The organism is Mesorhizobium muleiense, from assembly GCF_900099905.1.
In the GTDB taxonomy this organism is placed as follows: Bacteria; Pseudomonadota; Alphaproteobacteria; order Rhizobiales; family Rhizobiaceae; genus Mesorhizobium; species Mesorhizobium muleiense.
Genome location: NZ_FNEE01000033.1, coordinates 22912 through 47233, shown reverse-complemented (window position 1 = coordinate 47233; position 24322 = coordinate 22912). Strand labels below are relative to the sequence as shown.

Sequence of the window (24322 nt, the reverse complement as noted above, 5' to 3'; positions counted from 1 at the left end):
TATCAGCCATTGTCAGCTACTGTCAGCCATTCGCGCGCACTGTGCCTCCGTCCCCACCCCGACCGGCCAGGTTGGAAAATTCCCGCTGACCGGCGTTATCACTAAATCTGCTGCATCGTTCCTTTCGAAAATCGATTCCGATTTTCGGGCCGATGCAGTAAGGCTCCCAATAGCATGAGTCCGGAAGCTGGAAAGGTTCGTCTCGATGAAAAACCCCAAGGAAGATGCCGCCGGGCCTGTTCCAGGTCCGCAAAAGATCCGGATCAACGGCAAGGAGTTCGAGTTCGACATCGAGGATCCCAAGCTTCCGGACTGGATCGAGGACAACAAGCTGACCGCCGGCGGCTACCCCTACGACAAGAAAATGAAAAGCGACGAGTATGACGAGACGCTCGAGCGGCTGCAGATCGAGTTGGTCAAGGCGCAGGCATGGCTGCAATCAACGGGCAAGCGGGTGATGTCACTGTTCGAAGGACGCGATGCCGCCGGCAAGGGCGGCACAATCTTCGCGCTGCGCCAGTACATGAACCCCAGGACAGCGCGCAACGTGGCGCTGACCAAGCCTAGCCCAACCGAAATCGGGCAATGGTATTTCCAGCGTTATGTCGCGCACTTTCCGACATCCGGCGAGTTCGTCACCTTCGACCGCTCCTGGTACAATCGCGCCGGCGTCGAGCCGGTTATGGGCTTCTGCACGCCGGAGCAGCATCAGAAATTCCTGGACGAGACGCCGTATTTTGAACGGATGATCTGTAACGAGGGCATCCATTTCTTCAAATTCTGGCTGAACATCGGTCGGGAAACACAGCTCGAGCGGTTTCACGATCGCCGCTGGAGTCCTTTGAAGAACTGGAAATTCTCGCCGATCGACATTGCCGGCATCGCCAAATGGGACGACTACACCAAGGCGCGCGATCTCATGTTCGAACGCACGCATAAGGAATTCGCGCCCTGGATCATCATACAGGCCAACGACAAGCGGCGCGCGCGACTTGCCATCATCCGGCGCATCCTGTTGTCGCTTCCCTATGACGGCCGCGATCTCGACGCCATCGGCAAGGAAGACAAGAAGATCATCGGGGAAGGGCCTTCGTTCCTGGGAAGACAGGCCTGAAGCGCCGCCGCGCGCCCCCAAGGACGCGCCGCACGATTCCGGATGATCCTGTCATTCTGCCGAATGACGTCTCATGCCGCCAGCCGGGCAATCCGCTGCAGCCGCCGCAGCGTGGTATCGTCCTGCAAAGCCTGCTGAAACAGCGAAATCTCCTGGTCGATGCGATCGCAGAGTGCGCCTGTGTCGCCCTTGAGCAGGTCGCGCGTCTGCAGCAGTGCGGCGACCGGCTTCTTGGCGAGTTGCCTGGCTCTGCCAAGTGCGGCTTCCTCGACGTCGCCGACCACGATCTCCGTGACCAGGCCAAGCATCCTGGCGTCTGCGGCACTGAGCGTGTCGCCCAGGCAGAAGAAGCGGAAAGCGCCGGCATAACCGAGTTTTTGCGGCGCCAGGATGCTGGTCGCCGCGTCCGGCACGAGGCCGAAATCGACGAACGGCACCCGGAACGTGCTTTCGTCAGATGCGATCACCATGTCGCAATGGAACAGGATGGTGCAGCCGACACCGACGGCGTCGCCGTCGACACAGGCAAGGACCGGTTTGGGGAACGTCGCCAACGTGCGGAACATGTCGGTGACGGCAGCGATCAACCGTTGATGCTTGGTGGCGTCGAGGAACTCGGAGAAATCGCCGCCGAGGCAGAAGCAGCCGGCGAGGCCGCGCAGCACCACGACGCGCACATCATCGTCGATTGCAGCTTCGTGGAAGATCCTGGCCAGGCTTTCATAGGCTCGCCCGTCCAGCACCGGCCGGCCGTCATCCGACGACACCGTGACGATCAGCGAATGATTGCGGAACTCTGTTTGCGGGTGGATGTTCATGGCTGTCTCCAATTCTCACGAGGCCTGCCTCATTCCGAGCCTGTCGGGATATCCCCTGGCCAGAACCGGCGCGAAATGACTGCGACGCGACCGCACCACCTCAAGCGTGTGCTCGTTGAAGGTGAGCAGTGTGGCGACGACCTGCTGGTTACCATAGGTGCGCTGGTAGCCAAGCGGTTTCGCCAGGAAGTGCAACTGCAGCGCCCGCAGGACCCACATCGGTTCGAACTCGATGATCACCTGGTTGACATTCCGCTTCAGCCCCCACTCGACGAAGCCGGCAATGAGCTCGGTGCCGACCGTCGAGACGCCGCGCTTGCCGTCACGAAAGCCCGGCGCGACCGCATAGCGGGTCAGTTCCCAGACGTTCGGCCCGGATGGCGGCGTGCCTTCAAAGAGGTCCGCCAGCACCTCGGTCAAAAGATGCGCACGCGTTGTCGGCAACATCCGCTGATAACCGGCGAGCTCGCCATTGCGGATGACGAGCTGATGCACCGCCTCGTCATGGTCGAACTGATCGATCTCAAGGCCGTCGGGGCGCTGCAGATCGGTCCACCCCATCTCCTCGACGAAAATCTTGTAGCGTAAGCGATGAACGGCCTCCCAAAGGTCGGGACGTTCCATAAGTTCCTGTGTTGTAAGGGAAAAAAGCATCTGCCGTCTCCTAGGTTCAATAGGAAGATACGGCCGGGCTGTCCCGAGGAAATTACGCGATCACGTAGGCAAGAATTTCTAGGCCGGCACGGCCGAGCTAGCTAATATAGCCGCGCCTTATCGCTTCCGCGACCGCCTGCACCCGGTTGACGGCACCGAGTTTGCTTTTGGCGTTAAGAAGGTGTTTCTCCGATGTGTGTTCCGAAATGCCGAGAATCTGTGAAATCTCCCATTCGGACTTGCCGACGGCGGCCCATTGCATGCATTCGCGCTCACGCGGCGTCAGTTCGACGTGGTGGTCGACGGTCTTGGCCGCCATCGTGTGGATCTGCATGGCGCGGCCAATCGCATAGGTCGCCACCAGCGACACCAGCCCAAAATCGGCGCCCGACAATTCGACGGCCTCGCCGCCCAGCGACACCATGACGATCTGGCCATCGAGCGTGATCAGCGGGAAGGCCAATCCGTCGCGCAGCTTGAATTCGCCGGCGTCGCCCATCACTTCGCCGCTGCTCTTGTCGATGCGGATGCTCTGGGACGCTTCCCGCCACTGGAACGGCGCCTGCAGCTGCTTCATGTGGCTGACAACGGGGTCATGGTCGACATAGTTGCGCGCCACATAGCGCTCCAGCCATTCTCCCGGCCACTCGCAAAGCAGCACATGGTCCTTTTGCTGGCCTCTTGGCGTGCCCGGTTGCGGAACCGTTCCGGCCATCAGCGCCGTCAGGCCGAACTCGGAGGTTATGCCAAGCAGCTTTTCGCAGACCGCGGCCGCCGTATCGGCGTGCTGCAGCTGATCTATGAATTCCAGTGTGCGATCGAAGTGGCCCATTGCAACATCTACCCCATGTTGCCTTCCCGCGTTAAGATCAACGGCCCAGTGCTTGACCCGCACTTTGCCCTCGACCCCGGATTACAAACCTGCTCCCCTCAGTTTGCAGCGGCTTGCGGCTACCCTCCAGCCGACCGCCACACATGTTTGCAAGCTCGCTGAAGCATAGCCCTAAATCGGCGTGATGAAATCAAAAACCGTTGTGCCTGTGGCATTTTCGTACCAAAAGCCACATTGGACAGGACAGGGCGGAGCTCGATCGTGGCAATTCGGTGGATGACCATCGTCTTGATGCTGGCAATGACGGGGGCAGCGTGGCTCACGGGAGCGCGCGCCGCGGAGCCGCAAGTGCCGGTGCTGTGGGATGCCAAGGAGCGGCTGCCGAAGCCCGACCTTTCCGCGCTGCCGCGTCTGAGATTCCTGACCACCACCGATTTCCCGCCGTTCAACTTCCTCGACGGGGCGGGCCGCTTGTCCGGCTTCCACGTCGATCTGGCGCGCGCGATCTGCGCCGAACTCGGCATCGCCGAAAAATGCCAGATCCAGGCGCTGCCTTGGGCCGAGCTCGAAGGGGCGCTGCAAAAGGGCGAAGGGGAAGCGATCATTGCCGGCATTGCCGCCACGCCGGAGTCGCGGTCGAAATATGCTTTCTCGCGTTCCTACCTGCAGTTTCCGGCGCGCTTCATCATGCCGAAGGCAAAGGCGCTCACGGAGCCTATCTTCGACAGACTGCGTGGCAAGCGCGTCGGCGTGGTCGCAGGCTCCGCGCATGAGCGGATGCTGCGCGATTATTTCGGCACCGTCCAGGTCGTTCCTTTCGCGCAGCTGGAAGAGCTCTACGACGGTCTCAAGGCCGGCAAGGTCGACGCCGGCTTCGGCGACGGCATGCGCTTCGCCTTCTGGCTGGGCAGTTCGAATGCCGCAGCCTGCTGCCGCTTTGCCGGCGGTCCCTATCTGGCGCCCGAATATCTGGGGTCGGGCATGGCCATCGCTACCAGGGCCAACGATCCAGCGCTGGCCGCAGCGTTCGACTACGCACTGCAGGAGATTTCGGTGAAGGGCATCTTCGCCGAGTTTTATCTGCGCTATTTCCCGGTCAGTTTCTTCTGATCCGGCCCGGTCAGCTTTTTCTGATCCGGCCCGGTCAGTTTTTTCTGATCCGGCCCTGTCAGTTTCTTCTGAACCGTTGGGGTCTGGATCAAGTCAGCGTGCGCAGGCGAGCCTTGGCAGCACGGGCGATGGCGGCGACGGTGAGCGTGTCGAGATCGAGCTGGCGACGGATAAGCTGCAGCACCCTCACCTCCTCCAGGCGCATTTCGAGGTCGACGGCCGCGACCTCGAAGGCTGCGGCATAGGCGGTGTCAAGCAGGCGCTCGGGCAGTGCTTCAGCGACGTGCGCCAAAACGCCTTCCAACCCGTCCTTTTCGTGCAGCAACTTCTGGCAGTCCTGGGCGACGCCGACCAGCCGGTTGTGGTCGAAGTCCTCGAACACCGGCCATGAGCGGACGACGTCGCCAATCCGCGCCAATTCGACATTGGTCATGTCACGATCGGACGCGGAAGTGATGACCATAAGATAGATCAGGGCTTCGTGCGGTGGCAATGGCATTTAAAAACTCCTCAAACGGGCTCCGAAGTTAGGAACGCGGCACCGGCGTCGCAAGGAAAAAGCGCCGCGATCGTTGACGCCCACGGCAGGCACGCCTAGAGACCGGTTGAAAAAATCATCCGGCCCCTTCTTGCGACGATGCCAGCGAATAATTTGGAAAACAGTAACATGGCGGGATCAAACATCATCGATCTCAATCCCGAGGTGCTTGCGGCAGCGGCCGAAAGCAAGGCGTGGCCGTTCGAGGAAGCCAGGAAGATCGTCGATCGCTACAAAGGGGCTGACTTTCCCGAGACTGTCCTGTTTGAGACCGGCTACGGTCCGTCGGGGCTGCCGCACATCGGTACTTTCGGCGAGGTCGCACGCACCTCGATGGTGCGCCACGCCTTCCGCGTCCTCACCCGGGACACCGTCAAGACCAAGATCTTGTGCTTTTCCGACGACATGGACGGCATGCGCAAGATTCCGGACAGCGTCCCCGATCGCGCCGCACTCGAGCCGCACCTGCACAAGCCGCTCTCGTCCGTTCCCAATCCTTTTGGCGGCGACTATGCGAGCTTCGCAGACCACAACAACGCAATGCTTTGCCGTTTCCTGGACACGTTCGGCTTCGACTATGAGTTCGCCAGCGCGACGGAATACTACAAGGCTGGCCGTTTCGACGACGTTCTGCTGCGCGCTGCCGAACGTTTCGACAAAATCATGGACGTGATGCTGCCGACGCTCGGAGAGGAGCGTCAGGCGACCTACAGTCCGTTCTTGCCGATTTCCCCCAAAAGCGGCCGCGTGCTTTACGTCCCCATGAAGCATGTCGACGCCAAGGCCGGCACTATCACCTTCGACGATGACGGCACCGAAACCACGCTGCCCATAACCGGCGGCAGGGTGAAGCTGCAGTGGAAGCCGGATTTCGGCATGCGCTGGGCCGCGCTCGGCGTCGATTTCGAAATGTTCGGCAAAGACCACCAGACGAATGCGGTGATCTACGACCGTATCTGCAACATCCTGGGCGGGCGCGCTCCCGAGCATTTCGTCTATGAGCTGTTCCTGGACGAGAACGGCCAGAAGATTTCGAAGTCGAAGGGCAACGGACTGACCATCGACGAGTGGCTGACCTACGCGCCGACCGAAAGCCTCGAGCTCTATATGTACCAGCGGCCGCGGCAGGCCAAGAAGCTCTATTTCGACGTCATTCCGAAGGCGGTGGACGAGTATTACGCCTTTCTGTCCGCCTATCGCCGGCAGGAGTGGAAGGAGCGGCTGGGAAATCCCGTCTGGCACATGCATGACGGCAACCCGCCTGTCGTCGACCTGCCGGTATCGTTCGCGCTGCTGCTCAATCTGGTCAGCGCCTCGAACGCCCAGAACAAGGACGTGCTGTGGGGGTTCATTTTGCGCCACACGTCAGGCGTGACGCCGAAGACCCATCCCGAGCTCGACCGGCTGGCCGAGTATGCGATCCGCTATTTCGACGATTTCGTGAAGCCGGCCAAGGTGTACCGGGCCGCCGATGCGGTCGAGCGCGAGGCGCTGACGAAACTGTCCGAAGCGCTCGCCGCATTGCCGACAGATGCCGATGGCGAGGCGATCCAGAATGCCGCTCTCAACGTCGCGCGCAAGATCGAGCGCTATCAGGACCATTCGAAGCAGAGCCCGGAAGGCGGGCCGGGCGTCTCCGTCGCCTTCTTCCAGATGATCTACCAGATTTTGATCGGACAGGAGCGCGGCCCGCGCTTCGGTTCCTTCGCTGCGCTCTACGGAATAGCAGAAACCCGCGCGCTCATTCAGAAGGCGCTGGCTGGTCAGCTGGCGGCGTAGCCGCCGCCGAAGGATCGAGAATCGGCTGCGTCGGCTGCGCTGTGGCCGCAAAGGGGGCTGGTGCCGGAGGCAGGCCGGAGAGACTGGGCGCCGGCCCGAAAATGCCCTTCCTCGCCATACGGGCCTTCTCGCCGGCCTCGACGTAAGGGCCACCCTTGGCGGCGCGCGCCCAGCCGTTTTCGATCAACCACTGGCCGACATCCTGGTTGCCGACGCGGCATTCGGCGGTGATCAGGTCGCGGCCGCCCTCGGGTGGCACCGTGCAGACCACCGCCCGACCGCGCAGGAAGGCACGGAACGCCGTTCGCGCCCGGGTGCCACACGTCCACGACTTGCCGCCGTCGGTGCACGTTTCGTCCTGCCTGACGATGTCGACGCCGGAAATCGCGACGGAGTAGCCTTTGGCCCCGATCACACCGGCGGCCGATGCAACCGGCTGGAACAGTTTTGTCCCGTTCCAGTCGTCGGGCATTTTCGTTTTGGGCGGCTTGGGCGGTCCGGCCAGCGCCAACTCACTCAGCGGCGCGCGCGGCTCGACCCGCTCAAGCTCTTGCGGCTGAAGCTGCGGCGGCGCGACGACTTCCGGATCGATGGCCCTGGAACGCGCCTCTGGGCTCGCCGCCTTGGGTCGCGGATTTGCTGATGTAGCGGGCGCTTGGGATTGCGCCGCGATGCTGGCCTGCGCCCGAGCCGCGACGCGCCGATTTTCGTCCTGCAGCACGGCGCGGCCACCTGCGGCAATCGCAGCCCCCATTGCCAGGATCGTCAATACCGCGGCGGCGGCATGAAGCGGACTCACCGGCGGCCCCTACTGGCTTGCCCAGACAATCCGCGCCACCCATTCGACATCGCGCATCGGGATGTCGCGATCCGGGTGATCGGGATTGAGCGAGACCAGCATGATCGACTTCGCCGTCTGACGGTCCAGCACCTTGGCCATTACCTCGCCGGCATTGGTCTTGACGACGACGCGATCGCCCTTGCGGGTGGCGGCGCCCGGCTCGACGATCAGCACGTCGCCGTTGCGGTAGAGCGGCAGCATGGAATCGCCCTGGACCTGCAGCGCATAGGAGGTTTCGGTCGCCCGCGCTGGAAGCTCGATCAGGTCCCAGCCCTGCCCCACGGGAAAGCCGGCATCGTCGAAGAAGCCGCCGGCGCCGGCCTGGGCGAAGCCGAGCAGCGGCACCGAAGACGTCTGTGCCGGCAGAGATCCGGGGACGGTCTTGCCCCGGCCTTCGACCAGTCCGGTGAATTCGTCGAGCGAGGCGCCGGTCGCCTCGATGATTTTGGCCAGCGACTCGGTCGACGGCCAGCGCGGCCGCCCGTCCGAGGACAGCCGCTTCGACTTGTTGAAGGCGGTCGAATCGAGGCCCGCGCGTTTCGCCAGCCCCGAGGCCGAGAGCGAATAGCGCTCGGCGAGAGCATCGATGGCGGCCCAAACGCGATCATGCGAGAGCACTTTTGCTCCCCTTCCGAACAGGAAAAAATACCTTCTCCGTTCTAACCGGTGGCCGTGATTTTGTCCACCACCGAAGGCGGCGTCACGCCGCCTTCTTGGCCTCGCTCCTGGCATAGGGATCAAAGCGTTCGTAGAAAGTCTCGCCCTTCTCTGCCATCTCGAGCAGGAGCTTCGGCGCTTTGAACTCGCCGCCATACTTCTTCTGAAGACCCTTGGCGATCTTGACGAATTTTTTTGCGCCGATGCCGTCGATGTAGGACAGCACGCCGCCGGTAAAGGGCGCGAAGCCGAAAGCGAGGATCGAGCCGACATCGGCCTCGCGCGGATCGGTGACGATGCCCTCCTCCATCACCCGGGCCGCCTCCAACGCGATGGTGACCAGGAGCCGCTGCTTCAGTTCCTCATAGTCGACCTCTTCAGGCGGCAACTGCCGATAGAGATCCTTCAGGCCCGGCCACAGCTTCTTCTTGGCAGGCTTTTGCGGATAGTCGTAAAAACCCTTGCCGTTCTTGCGGCCGAAGCGGCCATGCGTGTCGACCAGCGTGTTGATCAGCGTCATCTGCTTCGGGTCGACCGCCTTGTCGCCGAGATCGCGCATGGTCTGCTTCATGATCTTCTGCGCGAGGTCGATCGCCGTTTCGTCCGTCAGCGCCAAGGGGCCGACCGGCATGCCGGCGGCCTTCGCCGCGTTCTCGATCATCGGCGCCGGAATCCCCTCGATGAGCATCTTGTAGGCTTCCGACATGTAGCGCAGCACGCAGCGGTTGACGTAGAAGCCGCGCGTGTCGTTGACGACGATCGGCGTCTTCTTGATCGCGCGGACGAAGTCGATCGCAGTGGCCAGCGCCTTGTCGCCCGTCTTCTTGCCCAAAATGATCTCGACCAGCATCATCTTGTCGACCGGCGAGAAGAAATGGATGCCGATGAAATTCTTCGGCCGCGCCGAATTCTTCGCCAGCGACGTGATCGGGATGGTGGACGTGTTCGACGCAAAGACCGCCGCCGGCTTCAGCACGGCCTCCGCCTTTTCGGTGGCGTCCTTCTTGACGCCCGAATCCTCGAACACCGCCTCGACCACCAGGTCGCAGCCTGCGAGGTCGGCATAGTCCGCCGTCGGCGTGATCAGCGACAGCAGCCTGTCCTTGTCCTCCGGCTTGGCGCGGCCCTTCCTGACCTGATCCGAGATCAGGCTGTCCGAATGCGCCTTGCCCTTGGCGGCAGCGTCCATGTCGCGGTCGAGCAGCACCACCGGAATGCCGGCCTTGGCCGTGACATAGGCGATGCCGGCGCCCATGAAGCCGGCGCCGAGCACGCCGATCTTCTTGAACTTGGTTTCCGGCACGCCGGCCGGACGACGCGCGCCCTTGTTCAGTTCCTGCAGCGACACGAACAGCGAGCGGATCATCGCCGCCGCTTCCCTGGTCTGCATGATCTCGGTGAAATAACGCTGCTCGATGCGCAAGCCGGTATCGAACGGCACCAGTAGGCCTTCATAGACGCATTTCAGGATGGCTGCGGCAGCCGGATAGTTGCCATAGGTCTCGCGACGCAGGATGGCGATTGCCGGTGGCCACAGATTGGCGCCGGCCACCGAATAGACCGGGCCGCCGGGCAGCTTGAAGCCCTTCTCGTCCCACGGCGCCACTGGCTTCAAGCCATTTTTGATCATGGCTTTGGCGGTTTCGACCAGCTTCGTCGGTTCGGCAATCTCATGGATCAGGCCCATCGACCTGGCCTTCTGCGGCGACAGCGTTTGACCGGAAGTCAGCATCTGCAGCGCCTGCTGCTGGTCGGTCAGCCGCGGCACGCGCTGGGTGCCGCCGGCACCCGGGAAGATGCCGATCTTCACTTCGGGGAGCGCCATCTTGACCTTGTCGGAATCGGCCGCGACACGGCCATGGCAAGCGAGCGACAGCTCGAACGCACCGCCCATGCAGGTGCCGTTGATCGCCGAAACCCACGGCTTGCCTGAGGTCTCCAGCTTGCGGAACAAGCCGGTCATGTAGCCGGCATTGTCGAACAATGCCTTGGTCGCCTTGTCCAGGTCCTTGGCTTTATCGGCTGCGAACTTCGACAGCATCTTCTGCAGCATGGTGATGTCTGCACCGCCGGAGAATGTGTCCTTGCCGGAGGTGATCACCGCCCCCTTTATCGACGCGTCGCTCGCCACCTTGTCGACGATGGCGTTCAGCTCCAGCATCGCCTCTTCGGTGAAGACGTTCATCGAGCGGTCGGGCATGTCCCAGGTGACCAGCGCGATGCCATCGGCGTCGATGTCGAGGGTGAAATTGGTGTAGCTCATCGGTCTCTCTCCCGTCAGACGCGTTCGATGATCGTTGCGGTGCCCATGCCGGCGCCGATGCAGAGCGTCACCAGCGCGGTGTTCAGGTCGCGGCGCTCCAGTTCGTCCAGCACCGTTCCGAAGATCATCGCACCGGTTGCGCCGAGCGGATGGCCCATGGCGATGGCGCCGCCATTGACGTTGATCCTGTCGTGCGAAATGTCGAAAGCCTGCATGTAGCGCAGCACCACCGAGGCGAACGCCTCGTTGAGCTCGAACAGATCGATGTCCGACAGCTTCATCCTGGCGCGCTTCAGCAGCTTCTCGGTCACGTCGACCGGACCGGTCAGCATCAGCACCGGTTCCGAGCCGATATTGGCGAATGCACGGATGCGAGCGCGCGGCTTCAGGTCGAGCGACTTTCCAGCCTTCTTCGAGCCGAGCAGAACGGCCGCCGCGCCGTCGACGATGCCGGACGAATTGCCGGCGTGGTGGACGTGATTGACCTCCTCCACCTCGGGGTGCTTCTGCACCGCGACGGCATCGAAGCCGCCCATTTCGCCGGGCATGACGAAAGACGGGTTGAGGGCCGCCAGCGACTGCATATCGGTCGAAGGCCGCATATGCTCATCGTGGTCGAGGATGGTCAGGCCGTTCTGGTCCTTGATCGAGATCACCGAATTCTTGAAGCGGCCTTCGCCCCAGGCTTTGGCGGCGCGCTTCTGGCTTTCGACCGCATAGGCGTCGACGTCGTCGCGCGAAAAGCCGTATTTCGTGGCGATCAGATCGGCCGAGATGCCTTGCGGCACAAACCAGCCCGGCAGGCCGACCGAGGGGTCCATGAACCAGGCGCCGCCGGACGCGCCCATGCCGACGCGCGACATCGATTCGACGCCGCCGGCGATGACGATCTCGTCGGCGCCCTGCGCGATCTTGGCGGCGCCGAAATTGATGGCGTCCAGGCCAGAGGCGCAGAAACGCGAGATCTGCATGCCGGGCGCTTTCGTGTCGTAACCGGCCTCGAAGGCGGCGGCGCGCGGAATGACAGAGCCCGCCTCGCCGACCGGATCGACGCAGCCGAAGATGATGTCGTCGACGGCGCCGGTGTCCAGCCCATTGCGGTCACGGATCGCCTCAAGCACCTTGGCGCCGAGCCGTACCGCCGGCACCTCGTGCAGCGAGCCATCCTTCTTGCCCCTGCCGCGCGGCGTGCGCACGGCGTCATAGACATAAGCTTCGGCCATTTTCCTGCTCCTTGGTTTGCTGAAAGTCTCTCAGAGAGAGCGCCCGATCAGCAATTTCATGATCTCGTTGGTGCCGCCGTAGATGCGCTGGACGCGGGCGTCGCGGAACATGCGGGCGATCGGATACTCATTCATGTAGCCATAGCCGCCATGCAGTTGAAGGCATTCGTCGACGACTTTTCCCTGCAGGTCGGACAGCCAGTATTTGGCCATCGAGGCCGTCACCGGGTCGAGGCCTCCATCGATATGGCGGGCGACGCAGTCATTGTAGAAGACCCGGCCTATGGTCGCCTCGGTCTTCAGTTCGGCCATCTTGAACTGGGTGTTCTGGAAATCGATAATCGCCTTGCCGAAGGCCTTGCGCTCCTTGACGTAGTCGATGGTCAACGCCAGCGCCCGTTCGACCATGGCGATGGCACCGGTGCCGATCTGCAGCCGCTCCTGCGGCAATTGCTGCATCAACTGGACGAAGCCCTGGCCTTCCTCGTGGCCGAGTAGATTGGAGGTCGGCACGCGCATATCGTTGAAGAACAGTTCCGACGTGTCGTTGGCCTTGAGCCCGATCTTGTCGAGGTTGCGGCCGCGCTCGAACCCTTCCACCTCGTCGGTCTCGACGACGATCAGCGAAGTGCCCTTGGCGCCCTTCTCCGGGTCGGTCTTGGTGACAATTATGATGAAATTGGCGAGCTGGCCGTTGGTGATGAAGGTTTTTGAGCCGTTGACCTTGTACTGGTTGCCGTCCTTCTCGGCGCGCGTCTTGACGCCTTGCAGGTCGGACCCGGCGCCGGGCTCGGTCATGGCGATGGCGCCGATCAGCTCGCCGGTCGCCAGTTTCGGCAGCCACTTCTTCTTCTGCTCCTCCGAGCCGTAGTGGAGGATGTAAGGGGCGACGATCGAATTGTGCAGGCCGATGCCAAAACCGTCGACGCCGACATGGCCGATCGCCTCGATGATGGCGCTCTCATGCGCGAACGTCCCGCCCGAACCGCCATATTCCTCCGGCATCGAGGCACAGAGCAGACCGGCCGCGCCCGCCTTCAGCCAGCACTCACGGTCGACCATCTCGTTCTTCTCGAACTCGTCATAGCGTGGCGCGATCTCTTCCGACATGAAGCGGTGCGCCATGTCGTAGAGCATGCCGACCTCGTCCGCCGCCCAGGCAGGTTTGGGAAGGCCAAGAATTTCGGCGGGGTTGGTCATGCTGTTTCTCCCTTGCGCCGACGTCCCCCTCCCCTCGAGGGGAGGGAAAATCGAGCTTAGAACGCTTCCGCCGGCAGTGCCATCAATGTATCGGCGCCGCTGGAGATGCGGGCGAGGTGCGCCGATGTTTCCGGCATGATCCGCTCCATGAAGAAGCGCGCCGTCACCAGCTTGCTATCGTAGAACGCCGAAGTACCATTGGCGCCATTCTCCAATCTCGCCCCGGCTGCCTTGGCCATCTGCGCCCACATATAGCCCAGCGCCACCAGGCCGAAGAGATGCATGTAGTCGGTCGAGGCGGCGCCGGCGTTATCGGGCTTGGCCATGCCGTTCTGCATCAGCCACATCGTCGCCGCCTGCAGATCGTTGAGGCCCTTCTTCAGCGCCTTGGTAACGGGCGCCATCTTCTCGTCAGTGCGGTTCTCCTCGCAGAACTCGCCGACCTCCCTGAAGAAAGCCTGCACGGCGCGGCCGCCATTCAGGGCCAGCTTGCGGCCGACGAGGTCGAGCGCCTGTATGCCGTTGGCGCCCTCGTAGATCATGGCGATGCGGGCATCGCGCACGAACTGGCTCATGCCGTGCTCTTCGATATAGCCGTGCCCGCCGAACACTTGCTGCGCCATCACCGCGTGGTCGAAACCCTTGTCGGTGAGCACGCCCTTGACCACCGGCGTCATCAGCCCGGTGTAGTCGTCGGCAGCCTGGCGGTCCTTGTCGTCACTGGCACGGTGGGCGATATCGGACTTGATCGCCGTCCACAGCGCCAGTGCGCGACCGGCCTCGTTGAAGGCCTTCATGGTCATCAGGCTGCGACGGATATCGGAGTGGACGATGATCGGGTCGGCCTTCTTGTCCGGCGCCTTCGGCCCAGACAGCGAGCGTCCCTGCAGGCGATCCTTGGCATAGGACACAGCGTTCTGGTAGGCAACCTCCGACAGAGAAAGCCCCTGCAGGCCGACGCCGAGCCTCGCTTCATTCATCATCGTGAACATGGCTTTCAGCCCGCCATTCGTCTCGCCAAGCAGCGTGCCTTGTGCCTCGTCATAATTCATGACGCAGGTCGAATTGCCATGGATGCCCATCTTCTCCTCGATCGAGCCGCAGGAGACGGTGTTCTTCTCGCCAGGATTGCCTGATGCATCGAGCTTGAGCTTCGGCACGATGAACAGCGAAATGCCCTTCACGCCTTCCGGCGCGCCCTCGATGCGGGCCAGCACCAGGTGGACGATGTTGTCCGCCATGTCGTGCTCGCCGGCCGATATGAAGATCTTCTGGCCCGAAATCCTGTAGGTGCCGTCGCCATTGGGAACCGCCCTGGTGCGCAGCAGGCCGAGATCGGTGCCGCAATGCGGCTCGGTCAGGTTCATGGTGCCGGTCCAGACGCCTTCGACCAGCTTTGGCAACCAGATCGCCTTCTGCTCGTCGGTGCCATGGGTAATGATCGCGGCGATCGCGCCCTGCGTCAGGCCGGGGTACATCATCAGCGACATGTTGGCCGAAATCATATATTCGGAAACAGCGGTATGCACCGCGTAAGGCAGACCCTGGCCGCCAAATTCGACGGGTGCGGCCAGCCCCAACCAGCCGCCCTCGCGGTATTGGTCGAAGGCCTCCTTGAAGCCTTTCGGCGTCGTCACCGAACCGTCGCCATGGCGCACGCAGCCTTCCATGTCGCCGACGCGGTTCAGCGGCTGCATGACATTTTCAGCGAGCTTGGCGCCCTCGGCGAGGATGGCCTCGACCACGTCCGGTGTCGCGTCGGAAAATCCGGGAAGATTGGAATAGCGCTGGTAGACCAGCACTTCGTTCAGCACAAACAGCGTGTCCTGGACCGGCGCCCTGTAGATCGGCATGCATTTCCTCCACCATGCGGCCTTGGCCCCGAATCCCCCAATGTGAAGTCAGACGGGCATGTGGACCAATGTTCAGGTCGGAATAGCAAAAGTTGACGTTTGCGTAAACGTCAATTTTTTGATGCGACAAATTATTCCGGCCGCTCGCTCATAGCGTAACGGCGCTGGCCGTAGCCAGTGCGAACAGATTGAAAATCCCGGCGCAGCCGCAAGACAACGGGAAGAGCCGCGCAGCCAAGGCCCACGCGGCTCTCTCCCAGAAGGCCGTTCACCGGAAGCCGGCGAAGAATTACCCGGCGACGCTGGCCTGCGGCGCCGAGCGTTCGCTCAGCATCTGACGCACCGCCGCCATCGAGTTGCTCAACTCGTTGATGGCATCGTCGATCAGAGCCCGCTGCTTCTGCAGGCGGGCAAGCTGCTTCTCCGACTTGTCGAGCGTCAGTCGCAACTGCTTGGTGTTGGAACCGCTGGGGTCGTAGAGGTCCATCATCTGCTTGACGTCGCGCAGCGAGAACCCGACCTTGCGGCCGAGCAGGATCAGCTTCAGCCGCGCCTTGTCGCGGCGCGTGTAGAGACGGGTCGAGCCGTCGCGCTGCGGATTGAGAAGGCCCTTGTCCTCGTAGAAACGCAGCGTACGCAGCGTTACTCCGTATTTCTTGGCCATCTCGCCGATGCGGACAAGATCCTCGCCGGCTTTATCGGACATGTCATTGGTATTGGCCGCGGCTTCGCCGGGCGAAACAAGTTTCATGGTCACTGGCTTTCCCCATCTGGTGGCGCCGCGGTCCTGGACCGTGCGTCGCCTGAGTCGAAGCGGGGGCGTGCTTCCACTCGTGGTTTCAACAAACAAAATCGCAAACGGCACAATCTGCACCCTTACGTTTACGTCAATTCTATACCGATAGCCGCCTCACGAAGCAAGGGCGTCGTGCGGGAGGAACTTTTTGCCGCATCCGCCAGCGCATGGCCAGGCGCTTCAGGCGCTCGTCAACATCGTTGCAACTTCTTAAGCTTGGTTAACGCGTTGTTTACCACGTTGGGCGAATTGTGCGCATGTCGGTCACCCGTGGTTATCCTGTAGCGAATTTTTCACGGTTTTTCGGAGTCCACCGCAGCAAAGCCGCGGCCGTCTTCGTTTCCGGCAGGACTTTGGGAACTGGTCATAAAGCCAGCAGCGATTGTGAACGGGCGCATCGATGAACAGCAAGCGGTCCTATCTCGATACACTCAACACCGGCCGGCAGCGCAGGGCGTACACCACGCTTGAACAGCTCAACCGTTCCCTGGAAACGCTGGAGCAGCGGCTGGAGCGGACGCGCGAGGACTTGAGCGAACGTCCCGATCCGCGCCGGCTGAGCGCGGAGCCGCGCTATGCCAGCGCCCGGCCCTATGAGGATCCGCGCCCGGCGCAGTCGCCGAAAAGCCCGGCGCCGGCTGCCTTCGATGAGAATTACCAGGCGATCGCCCGCGACATCGACCGCGTGCGCGGCCAGGAAGACGGCGTCGCCGTGGTCGGCAAGATCGCCGGCGAATTGCGCGGCCTGCGCGAGGAACTGCGCCACCAGATGACCGCCGGCCTGCAGCGCGAATTCGAAGCGCTGCGCAACGACATCGAGCGGGCTTTCCAGGCAAGCACCCAGACGGGTGGCCTATCGGCGGGAGGCAAAGGCAGCGCCGAACTCGGCGTCGAGTTCGAGCGGCTTTCCGGCGCCATCCAGTCCCTGGCCGAAAAGAGCGACGACAGAAGCGTCAACATGCTCCGGCTCGATCTGGAGCAGGTCAAGGCCGCGCTCGACACATTGGCGCGCGAGGAGAGCGTGCAGGCGGTCGGCCGCCGCTGGGACGAGTTCGACCGCCGCTGGACCGCGTTTGAGGATCGTGTCGATGCCGATCAGCGACAGCGGTCGGACGCACCCGGTCTTTCGATGCTGACCGAACGGCTCGAACAGATCAGCAATGCCGTCAACAATCTGCCGGAATCGCTTTCGCTGCGCTCGCTCGAAGAGAAGGTCCGCACGCTTGCCGGCGCCGTCGAGCATTTCGCCCGCCAGCAGGACAGTCTCGGCAGCAGCACATTGGCGATGATCGACGAGCGGCTGGACGAGATTTCCCGCGCCATCGTCGCCTCGACCGTCGCTGCGCAGGCCAATTCATTCGACCCCGAAGCATTCGAGCGTATCGAGAAGCGGATCGCCTCGCTTGCCGAACAGATCGAGGAAGTGACGCAAGTCCACCCCAGCGGCGAGGTCATCGACCGCCTCAACATGCTGTCGAGCCGGGTCGACGACCTTGCCAACCGGGCCAATTTGCCTGAGCAGGCGATGGAGCGTCTCGACAAGCAGATCGCGCTTATTGCCGACAAGATCGACCGGGCGCCTGCCATGCCGGACGCCGACTATATCTTCCAGGGGCTGGAACAGCGTTTCGACGTGCTGTCCGGCATGATGGAGCGCCGCCAGGGCGACGCGATCGAACAAGGCAACATGCTGTTTCGCGATCTCGAGCGCAGGTTGGACGAAGTTGCCGACAGGCTGGACCAGCGCATGCCGCAGATCGACGGGGCCGGCATCATGGACGCCCTCGACGCCCGCTTCAGCGCGCTGGCCCAGCGCTTGGAGACGCGCGTTCCCGATCACGCAGGTGAAGCGGCGATCCGTGGCCTGGAAAGCCGGCTCGAAGACATTTCAGTCCGGCTGGATTCATCGGCGGCACAAGTCGCCGGCATCGACCCGGCCCTGATCCGCAGCCTGGAAGCGCAGGTCGCGGGCCTGTCGGCGCACCTTTCGAAACCCGGCGCGCCACTGCCGGAATTGGAGGATATCAGCCCTCGACTCAACGAAATCGAGAAGTCGCTGGCTGGCACCCGCGATTCCATCCTCAGCGCGGCGCGCGAGGCAGCCGAGAGCGCCGTCCGTTCGTTGGCGGGCTCCAGTGCCAACACGGCGGCCGTCTCTGGCCTCGCCCAGGATCTGAAGACGCTCGAAGCACTGACGCGCCGTTCCGACGAGCGCAATTCGAGGACCTTCGAAGCCATCCACGACACGCTGCTCAAGATCGTCGACCGGCTGGGCTCGCTGGAAACCGACGAGCCGGCCGACGCTGTGAGCGAACTTCTGAATACGCAGCCGGCCGAGCCGGACAGCTGGCGCGGCGTGCGATCGTCAAAGATGGCCGTACGTGACGCGCCGTCCATGGACATCGACCAGCCATCGCCGCTGACGGAAGACATGGCCGACCTCGACAGCCATGTCTCTGCCATGATCAGTGATGAACCAGGTTCCCATAGCGAACCGGGCACGCGTAGCGACCTGGGCACGCGTAGCGACCCGGGCACGCGTACGCCGGCCGAAGCCGCCGCGGCCGCAGCCATGGCGGCGCTTGGCTCGGACACGGCGGAAAAAAGCCAGCCGACCGGCGGCCGGAAGTCGATGCTCGGCGGACTGGCGCGCGCCTTCAAGGCCAAGAAGGAGACGATCGTTCCGCCGCTTGCCGGCTCCGCGCCTGATGTCGAGATACCGATTGCCGATCTCGACGAGCCGCTGGACCCGAAGGTTGCCAACCGGCCGCTGGAGCCCGGCTCCGGCCCACCTGACCTCAACGCCATCATGAAGCGCGTGCGCGACGAACGCGGCCCGCCCGGCAGGGCCGGCAATGCCGACGCATCGAAATCCGACTTCATCGCCGCAGCCAGGCGCGCGGCGCAAGCGGCCGCTGCCGAGGCCGACGCTCTCAAGCGGCAATCGACGATGAGGGGGCCGGTAAAGGCGCTCAGGATCGGCGACTTGCTCAAGGCGCGACGCAAGCCGATTCTGATGGCAGCCGCCGCGGTCATGCTGGCGCTCGCCGGCCTGCAATTGGGCAAGGCCTTTGTTTCCGACCCGGTCGATATTGCCAGCAACGACACGGCGCCGATGGCGGCCGCGCAGCCAGCGGAAAGCGCATCGATCGGTACCGTCAACGAGCCGAAGACGGACACAGAAACTGCAGGGGATAGCGCACCAGACCACGCTGTCCGACAGGCAGAGCCATCCGAATCGGTAGCCGAGGACGACATGCCGGCGCAGGCCGCCATCGCCACGCCGTCGGATAACGAGAGATCGGCAGATGCCGAAACGCCGATCGACTCAGGGTCCGCGGCCGAGCCTGTTCCTGCATCAATGGCTTCAACGACGTCGCCCGATCCGGCGGCGGCGAACGTGACAGCGTCGGCACCTGCGGGCCCGACGGCTGCGGACGCCGAACCAATGGCCACCGCGCCGGACGCCACGCCCGCGACCCAGGACATGACCGGCACGGTCACGTCAGCGGTTGCTTCGACGGCGGCGGCCACTGCCAAGATCGACATTCCAGCCGATGCCGGCCCGGCTGCCTTGCGTGACGCAGCGGCCGGCGGCGACGCCAAGGCACTGTTCGAGATCGGCTCGCGCTACGCCGAATCGCGCGGCGTCAAGCAAGACATGGCAGCGGCCGCCAAATGGTACGAGAAATCAGCCGAGCTCGGCTTCGCACCGGCGGAATACCGCATCGGCAACTTCTACGAGAAGGGCACCGGCGTCGCGCGCGACGTCAAGAAGGCGAAGACCTGGTACCAGCTCGCCGCCGCGCAGGGCAACGCCAGCGCCATGCACAACCTCGCCGTGCTCTTCGCCATGGCGGCGGACGGCGTGACCGACAATGAATCGGCCGCGCACTGGTTCCAGGCCGCCGCCGATCTCGGCGTCAAGGACAGCCAGTTCAATCTCGGCATCCTGGCGGCGAAGGGCGTCGGCATGAAGCAGAATCTCGAAGAGTCCTACAAATGGTTCGCGCTCGTCGCCAAGACCGGCGACAAGGATGCGGCGGCAAAGCGCGACGAGATCGCCAAGGCACTCAGGCCCGAGCAGCTCGAACGCGCACGCGCCGCCACGGAGCTGTGGAAGGCAAAGCCGCTCGATCCTGCGGCCAATTCGGCCGATATTCCCGAATCGTGGCAGGACGGCACGCCGCAGACGACCGCCAGCGTCGACATGAAGAAGGTCGTTCAGAACATCCAGCGCATTCTCAACAAGAACGGCTACGAAGCCGGTAATGACGACGGCGTGATGGGCCAGAAAACCAAGGATGCCATCATGGCTTTCCAGACTGACAACGACCTGAAGCCCACCGGCACGGTCGACGAAAAGCTGGTCAAGGCGCTGCTTGCGCGCAAATAACGGCAGATGCGTCGTTTCCGCGACGCCTTTGCCACACATTTGCCTGTTAACTGATTGAGTTGTTTTTTGTTTCGGCGACGTGGCGAGGTTTGACTTCGCCGCCCGGCCGGCGCAAGAACGGACAGGCTTTTGGCGCGAATGCCCGCCACGGTTGCATTCGCCGACGGGCAAACTGATCGAGACTGACGGGTGGGCATCTATCTCCCGATCGCGGAAATTTCCGTCAACATTTTCGTGCTGCTGGCCATGGGCGCGGCGGTGGGTTTCCTCTCGGGCATGTTCGGAGTGGGCGGCGGCTTCCTGATCACGCCGCTGCTGATCTTCTACAACATACCGCCGGCGATCGCAGTCGCCACCGGCGCCAACCAGGTCATCGCCTCCTCCTTCTCCGGCGCATTGTCGCACGTGAAGCGCGGCACGCTCGACTTCAAGCTCGGCGGTGTGCTTTTGGCCGGCGGCATCGTCGGCTCGACCGGCGGCATCTTCGTCTTTGGCTTCTTGCGCCGGCTCGGCCAACTCGACCTGTTCATCTCGCTGCTCTACGTCGTGCTGCTCGGCACCGTTGGCGGGCTGATGCTGGTCGAGAGCGTCAATGCGCTGCGCGCCGCGCGCAGCGGCGCGGCACCGGTGCTGAAGAAATCCGGCCAGCACAACTGGATCCACCGCTTGCCGCTGAAGATGCGGTTCAGGGCCTCGAAGCTTTTCGTCAGCGTCATCCCGGTGCTCGGCCTCGGCGCCGGCATCGGTTTCCTGTCGTCGATCATGGGCGTCGGCGGCGGCTTCATCATGGTGCCGGCGCTGATCTATCTCTTGAAAGTGCCGACCAACGTCGTCGTCGGCACCTCGCTGTTCCAGATCATCTTCACCTCGGCCTACACCACGCTGGTCCATGCCACCACCAACCAGACGGTCGACGTCATGCTCGCCTTCTTGTTGATGGCGGGCGGCGTCGCCGGCGCGCAATACGGCGCCAAGGCCGGCCAAAGGCTGCGCGGCGAGCAGCTCAGGGCGCTGCTGGCACTGCTGGTCCTGGCGGTTGCCATCCGGCTCGCCATCGATCTGTTCGTGACGCCGCCCAGCCTCTATTCGCTGTCCGGCGCGGATCCGACCTGATGGCGGGTTTTAGGACGTTCCTGGCCGTTGCCTCGCTGTCGCTGTTCGCCGCCTCGTCACCGGCAAGAACGCAGACGCCGGTTACCGAAAACATCCAGATCGGCCTGTCCACCGACCATGTCTCAATCACCGCCGGCTTTTCCGGCGCCGACCTCACCATCTTCGGCTCATTGGAAAATGCCGACCCGCGTGTCGCGCGCCAGGGGCGCTATGACATCGTCGTCGTGCTTGAGGGTCCGGCCCGGAAGGTCGTCGTGCGCCGCAAGGACCGGGTGCTCGGCATCTGGATCAATCTGGAGTCCGAGACCTTCAAGAATGTGCCGGTGTCCTATTCGGTGGCGACGACGCGCCCGCTGCAGGACGTCACCGACCCCAACAGCTACAAGCAACTGTCGCTCGGCGCCGCCAACATCTACATGCAGCCGGCCGACGTTGACGACAGTCCGGCGACCATCCAGGAATTCACCGCAGCGCTGCGCGAGCGCAAGACGGCGACCGGCCTCTACAGCGTGAATGTCGGCGGCGTGCAGTTCCTGTCGCAGAACCTGTTCCGCGCCACCGTCAGGCTCGCCCCCAATGTTCCGGTCGGCACCCACAAGGCACGCGCGTTCCTGTTCAAGAGCGGCCTGTTCATCAAGGAAAGCTCCGCCCAGCTCGAAATCCGCAAATCCGGTTTCGAACAGTCGATCTTCCGCGTCGCCCACGATTATTCTTTCCTGTATGGCGTCTTCGCGGTGTCGTTGGCCATGCTGACCGGCTGGCTCGGAAGGCTCGTCTTCCGGAAGGATTAAACTCTCTTCAACAGGCGGTTCCCCTTTTTACGCTCGTGGGTTAGACCGCGACCCCGGCCCGGCCGAACACCGGCTGTCGCTCCCCAAATAAAAAATACAGGACTTTGAGATGCGACCAGCATTCGGCGGTATCGACTTCGGCACTTCGAATTCCACCGTCGGCGTGATCAGGGACGGGCAGCCGCAACTGGTGGCGCTGGAAGACGGCGAGGTGACGCTGCCCAGCGCGGTGTTCTTCAATTTCGAGGACAACCGCACCTACTTTGGGCGCCGCGCCATAGCCAACTATACCGACAGCATCGAGGGTCGCCTGATGCGCTCGCTGAAGAGCGTACTCAGCGGTACGCTAGTCCATGAAAAGACGCGCATCAAAACCCGATCGATCGCCTTCACCGAGATCATCGGTCTGTTCGTCGGTCACCTCAGGAAAAGGCTGGAAGAGGATACGGACGATACGGTTGAAAGCGTGGTGCTCGGTCGTCCCGTGCAGTTCGTCGACGACGATGCCGAGGCCGATGCCAAGGCCGAAGGTGAACTCGAAAACGCGGCCCGTACCCAGGGCTTCAAGCATATCGCCTTCCAGTTCGAGCCGATCGCGGCGGCGCTCGACTACGAGCAGAAGGTGACGCGCGAAGAACTGGCGCTGATCGTCGACATGGGCGGCGGCACGTCCGACTTCTCGATCGTGCGGGTCTCGCCGCAGCGCGCCCGCTCCCTCGATCGCAAGGACGACATCCTGGCCAGCCGAGGCATCCACATCGGCGGCACCGACTTCGACCGGCTGTTGAGCATCGCCCATGTGATGCCGCAACTCGGCTACCTCTCGCCGACCAAGGACGGCAAGCGCAACTTGCCGGCCAGCTACTTCATCGACCTGGCGACATGGCAGCGCATCAATCTGGTCTACACCGCCCGCGCGATGACGCATCTGCTCCAGATCCGCTACGAGGCGGAACGCGCCGACCTGGTCGACCGCTTCATCGACATCGTCGAGCATCGTTACGGGCACGCGCTGGCCGCTTTGGTCGAGAGGGCCAAGATCGAGCTGACGGAGCAACCGTCCGCCGAGGTGATGGTCGCGCTGACGGGAGCGAAGTTTGCGACCGAAATTACGCGCGCCGGGATCGACGACACGATCGCCAGGTATATCGAACGGGTGGCCGCGACGGTTGGTGAGACGATCCGCGACGCGCAGGTGAAACCGTCCGACATCACCGCGGTGTTCCTGACCGGCGGATCGACCGCCATTCCGCTGGCAAGGCAGCAGATATTGGCCCTGGTGCCGCAGGCGTCGGTCATCGAAGGTGACATGTTCGGCTCGGTCGGGCTTGGGCTGGCGCTCGATGCGCAGCGGAAATTCGGCTGACCCGGCTTACCCGCGGACGGTCTCGCCGGCCCTCACGCCCAGATGCGCCTTGAGCGCCATCTGGGCCAGACTTGCCTGCCGGTCACGATGCGTGATCATGGCGAAATCGCGCTTTGGCAGATCGATCGACACGGCTCGCAGGCTGCCTTCGGCAACCGCGCGTTCGACAACGAGCTCCGAAATGATGGTGGCGCCGGCGCCGGCCTCGACCGCCTGACGGACCGCCTCGTTGCTCGGCAGCACCAGGAATATCCGCAGCTCTGCGAACGATATCCCTTCGCGGCGGGCAAGATCTTCCAGCACCTCGCGAGTGCCCGATCCGCCTTCCCTGATGATCCAGCGGAGTTCCCTGATATCGGGATGCCCGCGCGAGACTTCGGCGATCTCGGGATGTGAATGCGCCACGACCAGCATCAGGCGATCCACATCGACCTTGGCGCGCCGCAATATGTCCGATTCAGTGCGCCCCTCGACCAGGCCAAAATCAGCCGTACCGTCGAGTACGGTGGTCTCAACCTGCCTGGTGTTGCCGATGGTCACGCTCAGCCTGACGGCGGGATAGGCCTCGTGGAAGGAGGCCAGCCGGCGCGGCAGCCAGTAGCTGGCGATGGTCTGGCTGGCGGCGATGGAAAGGCTGCCGGTGATCGTCTGCGAGACGTGCTCCAGCACGTCGTGGGCGGCAGCCGCCCGTTCGAGCACGGCCTTCGCCTCGGGCAGAAACCTGCGCCCGGTCTGCGCCAGTTCGATGTTGCGACCGACCCGGTTGAACAGCTGGACGCCATGCTGCTGTTCGAGCGAGCGGATGGCGGCCGAGGCGGCCGACTGGGAAATGCCCAGCAGTTCGGCCGCCTTGGTCATGTGCGCCCGTTCGGCGACGGCAACGAATATCCGCAGTTGGTCCAGGGTCATGCGGAGAATTAAGAAACAAGTTCGATTGGAATTACAAGAGCAACTTGTTAGACAGATCGATTGCTTTGT

Annotated in this window: 19 protein-coding genes; 7 read left to right on the top strand and 12 right to left on the bottom strand. The window is 63.1% G+C overall.

Going from position 1 to position 24322, the window contains the following annotated elements:
- Nucleotides 1–205: 205 nt before the first annotated feature.
- On the top strand, nucleotides 206–1114 hold the full coding sequence (gene ppk2, locus BLT09_RS31160) for a polyphosphate kinase 2 (RefSeq protein ID WP_091600336.1): 909 nt from the start codon (nucleotides 206–208) through the stop codon (nucleotides 1112–1114).
- A 71-nt stretch (nucleotides 1115–1185) separates the two neighbouring features.
- Here the strand turns inward: ppk2 and BLT09_RS31155 are convergent, their stop codons facing one another.
- The 3 genes from BLT09_RS31155 to BLT09_RS31145 all read right to left on the bottom strand — a co-directional run bounded on the left by BLT09_RS31155 (nucleotide 1186) and on the right by BLT09_RS31145 (nucleotide 3418).
- Nucleotides 1186–1932 (bottom strand): enoyl-CoA hydratase-related protein, encoded by a 747-nt coding sequence (locus tag BLT09_RS31155; protein WP_084646899.1) that lies wholly within the window; start codon nucleotides 1930–1932, stop codon nucleotides 1186–1188.
- Nucleotides 1933–1947: 15 nt separating this feature from the next.
- The gene (locus BLT09_RS31150; protein ID WP_027155170.1) at nucleotides 1948–2586 is read right to left on the bottom strand and encodes an acyl-homoserine-lactone synthase; all 639 of its coding nucleotides are present in this window, start codon (nucleotides 2584–2586) and stop codon (nucleotides 1948–1950) included.
- Between the two features lie 97 nt (nucleotides 2587–2683).
- Nucleotides 2684–3418 carry a helix-turn-helix transcriptional regulator gene (locus BLT09_RS31145; protein ID WP_091600335.1) on the bottom strand — a complete coding sequence of 245 codons (735 nt, stop codon included), beginning with the start codon at nucleotides 3416–3418 and terminating at the stop codon, nucleotides 2684–2686.
- Between the two features lie 291 nt (nucleotides 3419–3709).
- On the opposite strand from BLT09_RS31145, the gene BLT09_RS31140 reads away from it, so the two are divergent.
- Entirely contained in the window at nucleotides 3710–4528 is an 819-nt protein-coding gene (locus BLT09_RS31140; RefSeq protein ID WP_091600345.1) for an ABC transporter substrate-binding protein, read from the top strand.
- A gap of 88 nt (nucleotides 4529–4616) precedes the next feature.
- Here BLT09_RS31140 and BLT09_RS31135 read toward each other — a convergent pair whose 3' ends face one another.
- Complete coding sequence (locus BLT09_RS31135) at nucleotides 4617–5027, bottom strand: tellurite resistance TerB family protein (RefSeq protein WP_091600334.1); 411 nt, start codon at nucleotides 5025–5027, stop codon at nucleotides 4617–4619.
- A 168-nt stretch (nucleotides 5028–5195) separates the two neighbouring features.
- Here BLT09_RS31135 and BLT09_RS31130 point away from each other — a divergent pair, with 168 nt between their 5' ends.
- Nucleotides 5196–6845, top strand: a complete 1650-nt coding sequence (locus BLT09_RS31130; protein WP_091600333.1) for a lysine--tRNA ligase — start codon at nucleotides 5196–5198, stop codon at nucleotides 6843–6845.
- Here BLT09_RS31130 and BLT09_RS31125 read toward each other — a convergent pair.
- From BLT09_RS31125 to BLT09_RS31095, 7 genes are all read right to left on the bottom strand, one after another.
- Nucleotides 6808–7644, bottom strand: coding sequence for a thermonuclease family protein (locus BLT09_RS31125; RefSeq protein WP_091600332.1), 837 nt, complete (start codon nucleotides 7642–7644; stop codon nucleotides 6808–6810). The genes BLT09_RS31130 and BLT09_RS31125 overlap by 38 nt on opposite strands.
- A 9-nt stretch (nucleotides 7645–7653) precedes the next feature.
- Nucleotides 7654–8304: a S24 family peptidase gene (locus BLT09_RS31120; protein WP_091600331.1), complete on the bottom strand. Its 651-nt coding sequence runs from the start codon at nucleotides 8302–8304 to the stop codon at nucleotides 7654–7656.
- A gap of 82 nt (nucleotides 8305–8386) precedes the next feature.
- The gene (locus BLT09_RS31115; RefSeq protein WP_091600330.1) at nucleotides 8387–10606 is read right to left on the bottom strand and encodes a 3-hydroxyacyl-CoA dehydrogenase NAD-binding domain-containing protein; all 2220 of its coding nucleotides are present in this window, start codon (nucleotides 10604–10606) and stop codon (nucleotides 8387–8389) included.
- A gap of 14 nt (nucleotides 10607–10620) precedes the next feature.
- Nucleotides 10621–11829, bottom strand: a complete 1209-nt coding sequence (locus BLT09_RS31110; protein WP_023802169.1) for an acetyl-CoA C-acetyltransferase — start codon at nucleotides 11827–11829, stop codon at nucleotides 10621–10623.
- 30 nt (nucleotides 11830–11859) lie between these two features.
- Nucleotides 11860–13029, bottom strand: a complete 1170-nt coding sequence (locus BLT09_RS31105; RefSeq protein ID WP_091600329.1) for an acyl-CoA dehydrogenase family protein — start codon at nucleotides 13027–13029, stop codon at nucleotides 11860–11862.
- Nucleotides 13030–13085: 56 nt separating this feature from the next.
- Complete coding sequence (locus BLT09_RS31100) at nucleotides 13086–14882, bottom strand: acyl-CoA dehydrogenase (RefSeq protein WP_091600328.1); 1797 nt, start codon at nucleotides 14880–14882, stop codon at nucleotides 13086–13088.
- A gap of 289 nt (nucleotides 14883–15171) precedes the next feature.
- Nucleotides 15172–15633 (bottom strand): MerR family transcriptional regulator, encoded by a 462-nt coding sequence (locus tag BLT09_RS31095; RefSeq protein ID WP_023802166.1) that lies wholly within the window; start codon nucleotides 15631–15633, stop codon nucleotides 15172–15174.
- A 445-nt stretch (nucleotides 15634–16078) separates the two neighbouring features.
- Between BLT09_RS31095 and BLT09_RS31090 the strand changes: the two genes are divergently transcribed.
- The 4 genes from BLT09_RS31090 to BLT09_RS31075 all read left to right on the top strand — a co-directional run bounded on the left by BLT09_RS31090 (nucleotide 16079) and on the right by BLT09_RS31075 (nucleotide 23344).
- The gene (locus BLT09_RS31090) at nucleotides 16079–20074 is read left to right on the top strand and encodes a peptidoglycan-binding protein (RefSeq protein ID WP_091600327.1); all 3996 of its coding nucleotides are present in this window, start codon (nucleotides 16079–16081) and stop codon (nucleotides 20072–20074) included.
- A 189-nt stretch (nucleotides 20075–20263) separates the two neighbouring features.
- Nucleotides 20264–21187, top strand: coding sequence for a sulfite exporter TauE/SafE family protein (locus tag BLT09_RS31085; RefSeq protein ID WP_091600326.1), 924 nt, complete (start codon nucleotides 20264–20266; stop codon nucleotides 21185–21187).
- Nucleotides 21187–21978: a TIGR02186 family protein gene (locus tag BLT09_RS31080; protein ID WP_091600325.1), complete on the top strand. Its 792-nt coding sequence runs from the start codon at nucleotides 21187–21189 to the stop codon at nucleotides 21976–21978. The genes BLT09_RS31085 and BLT09_RS31080 overlap by 1 nt, the downstream gene beginning before the upstream one ends.
- Nucleotides 21979–22087: 109 nt before the next feature.
- Nucleotides 22088–23344, top strand: a complete 1257-nt coding sequence (locus BLT09_RS31075; protein WP_091600324.1) for an Hsp70 family protein — start codon at nucleotides 22088–22090, stop codon at nucleotides 23342–23344.
- 6 nt (nucleotides 23345–23350) lie between these two features.
- On the opposite strand, the gene BLT09_RS31070 is transcribed toward BLT09_RS31075, so the two are convergent.
- On the bottom strand, nucleotides 23351–24253 hold the full coding sequence (locus BLT09_RS31070) for a LysR substrate-binding domain-containing protein (protein WP_091600323.1): 903 nt from the start codon (nucleotides 24251–24253) through the stop codon (nucleotides 23351–23353).
- Nucleotides 24254–24322 lie beyond the last annotated feature (69 nt).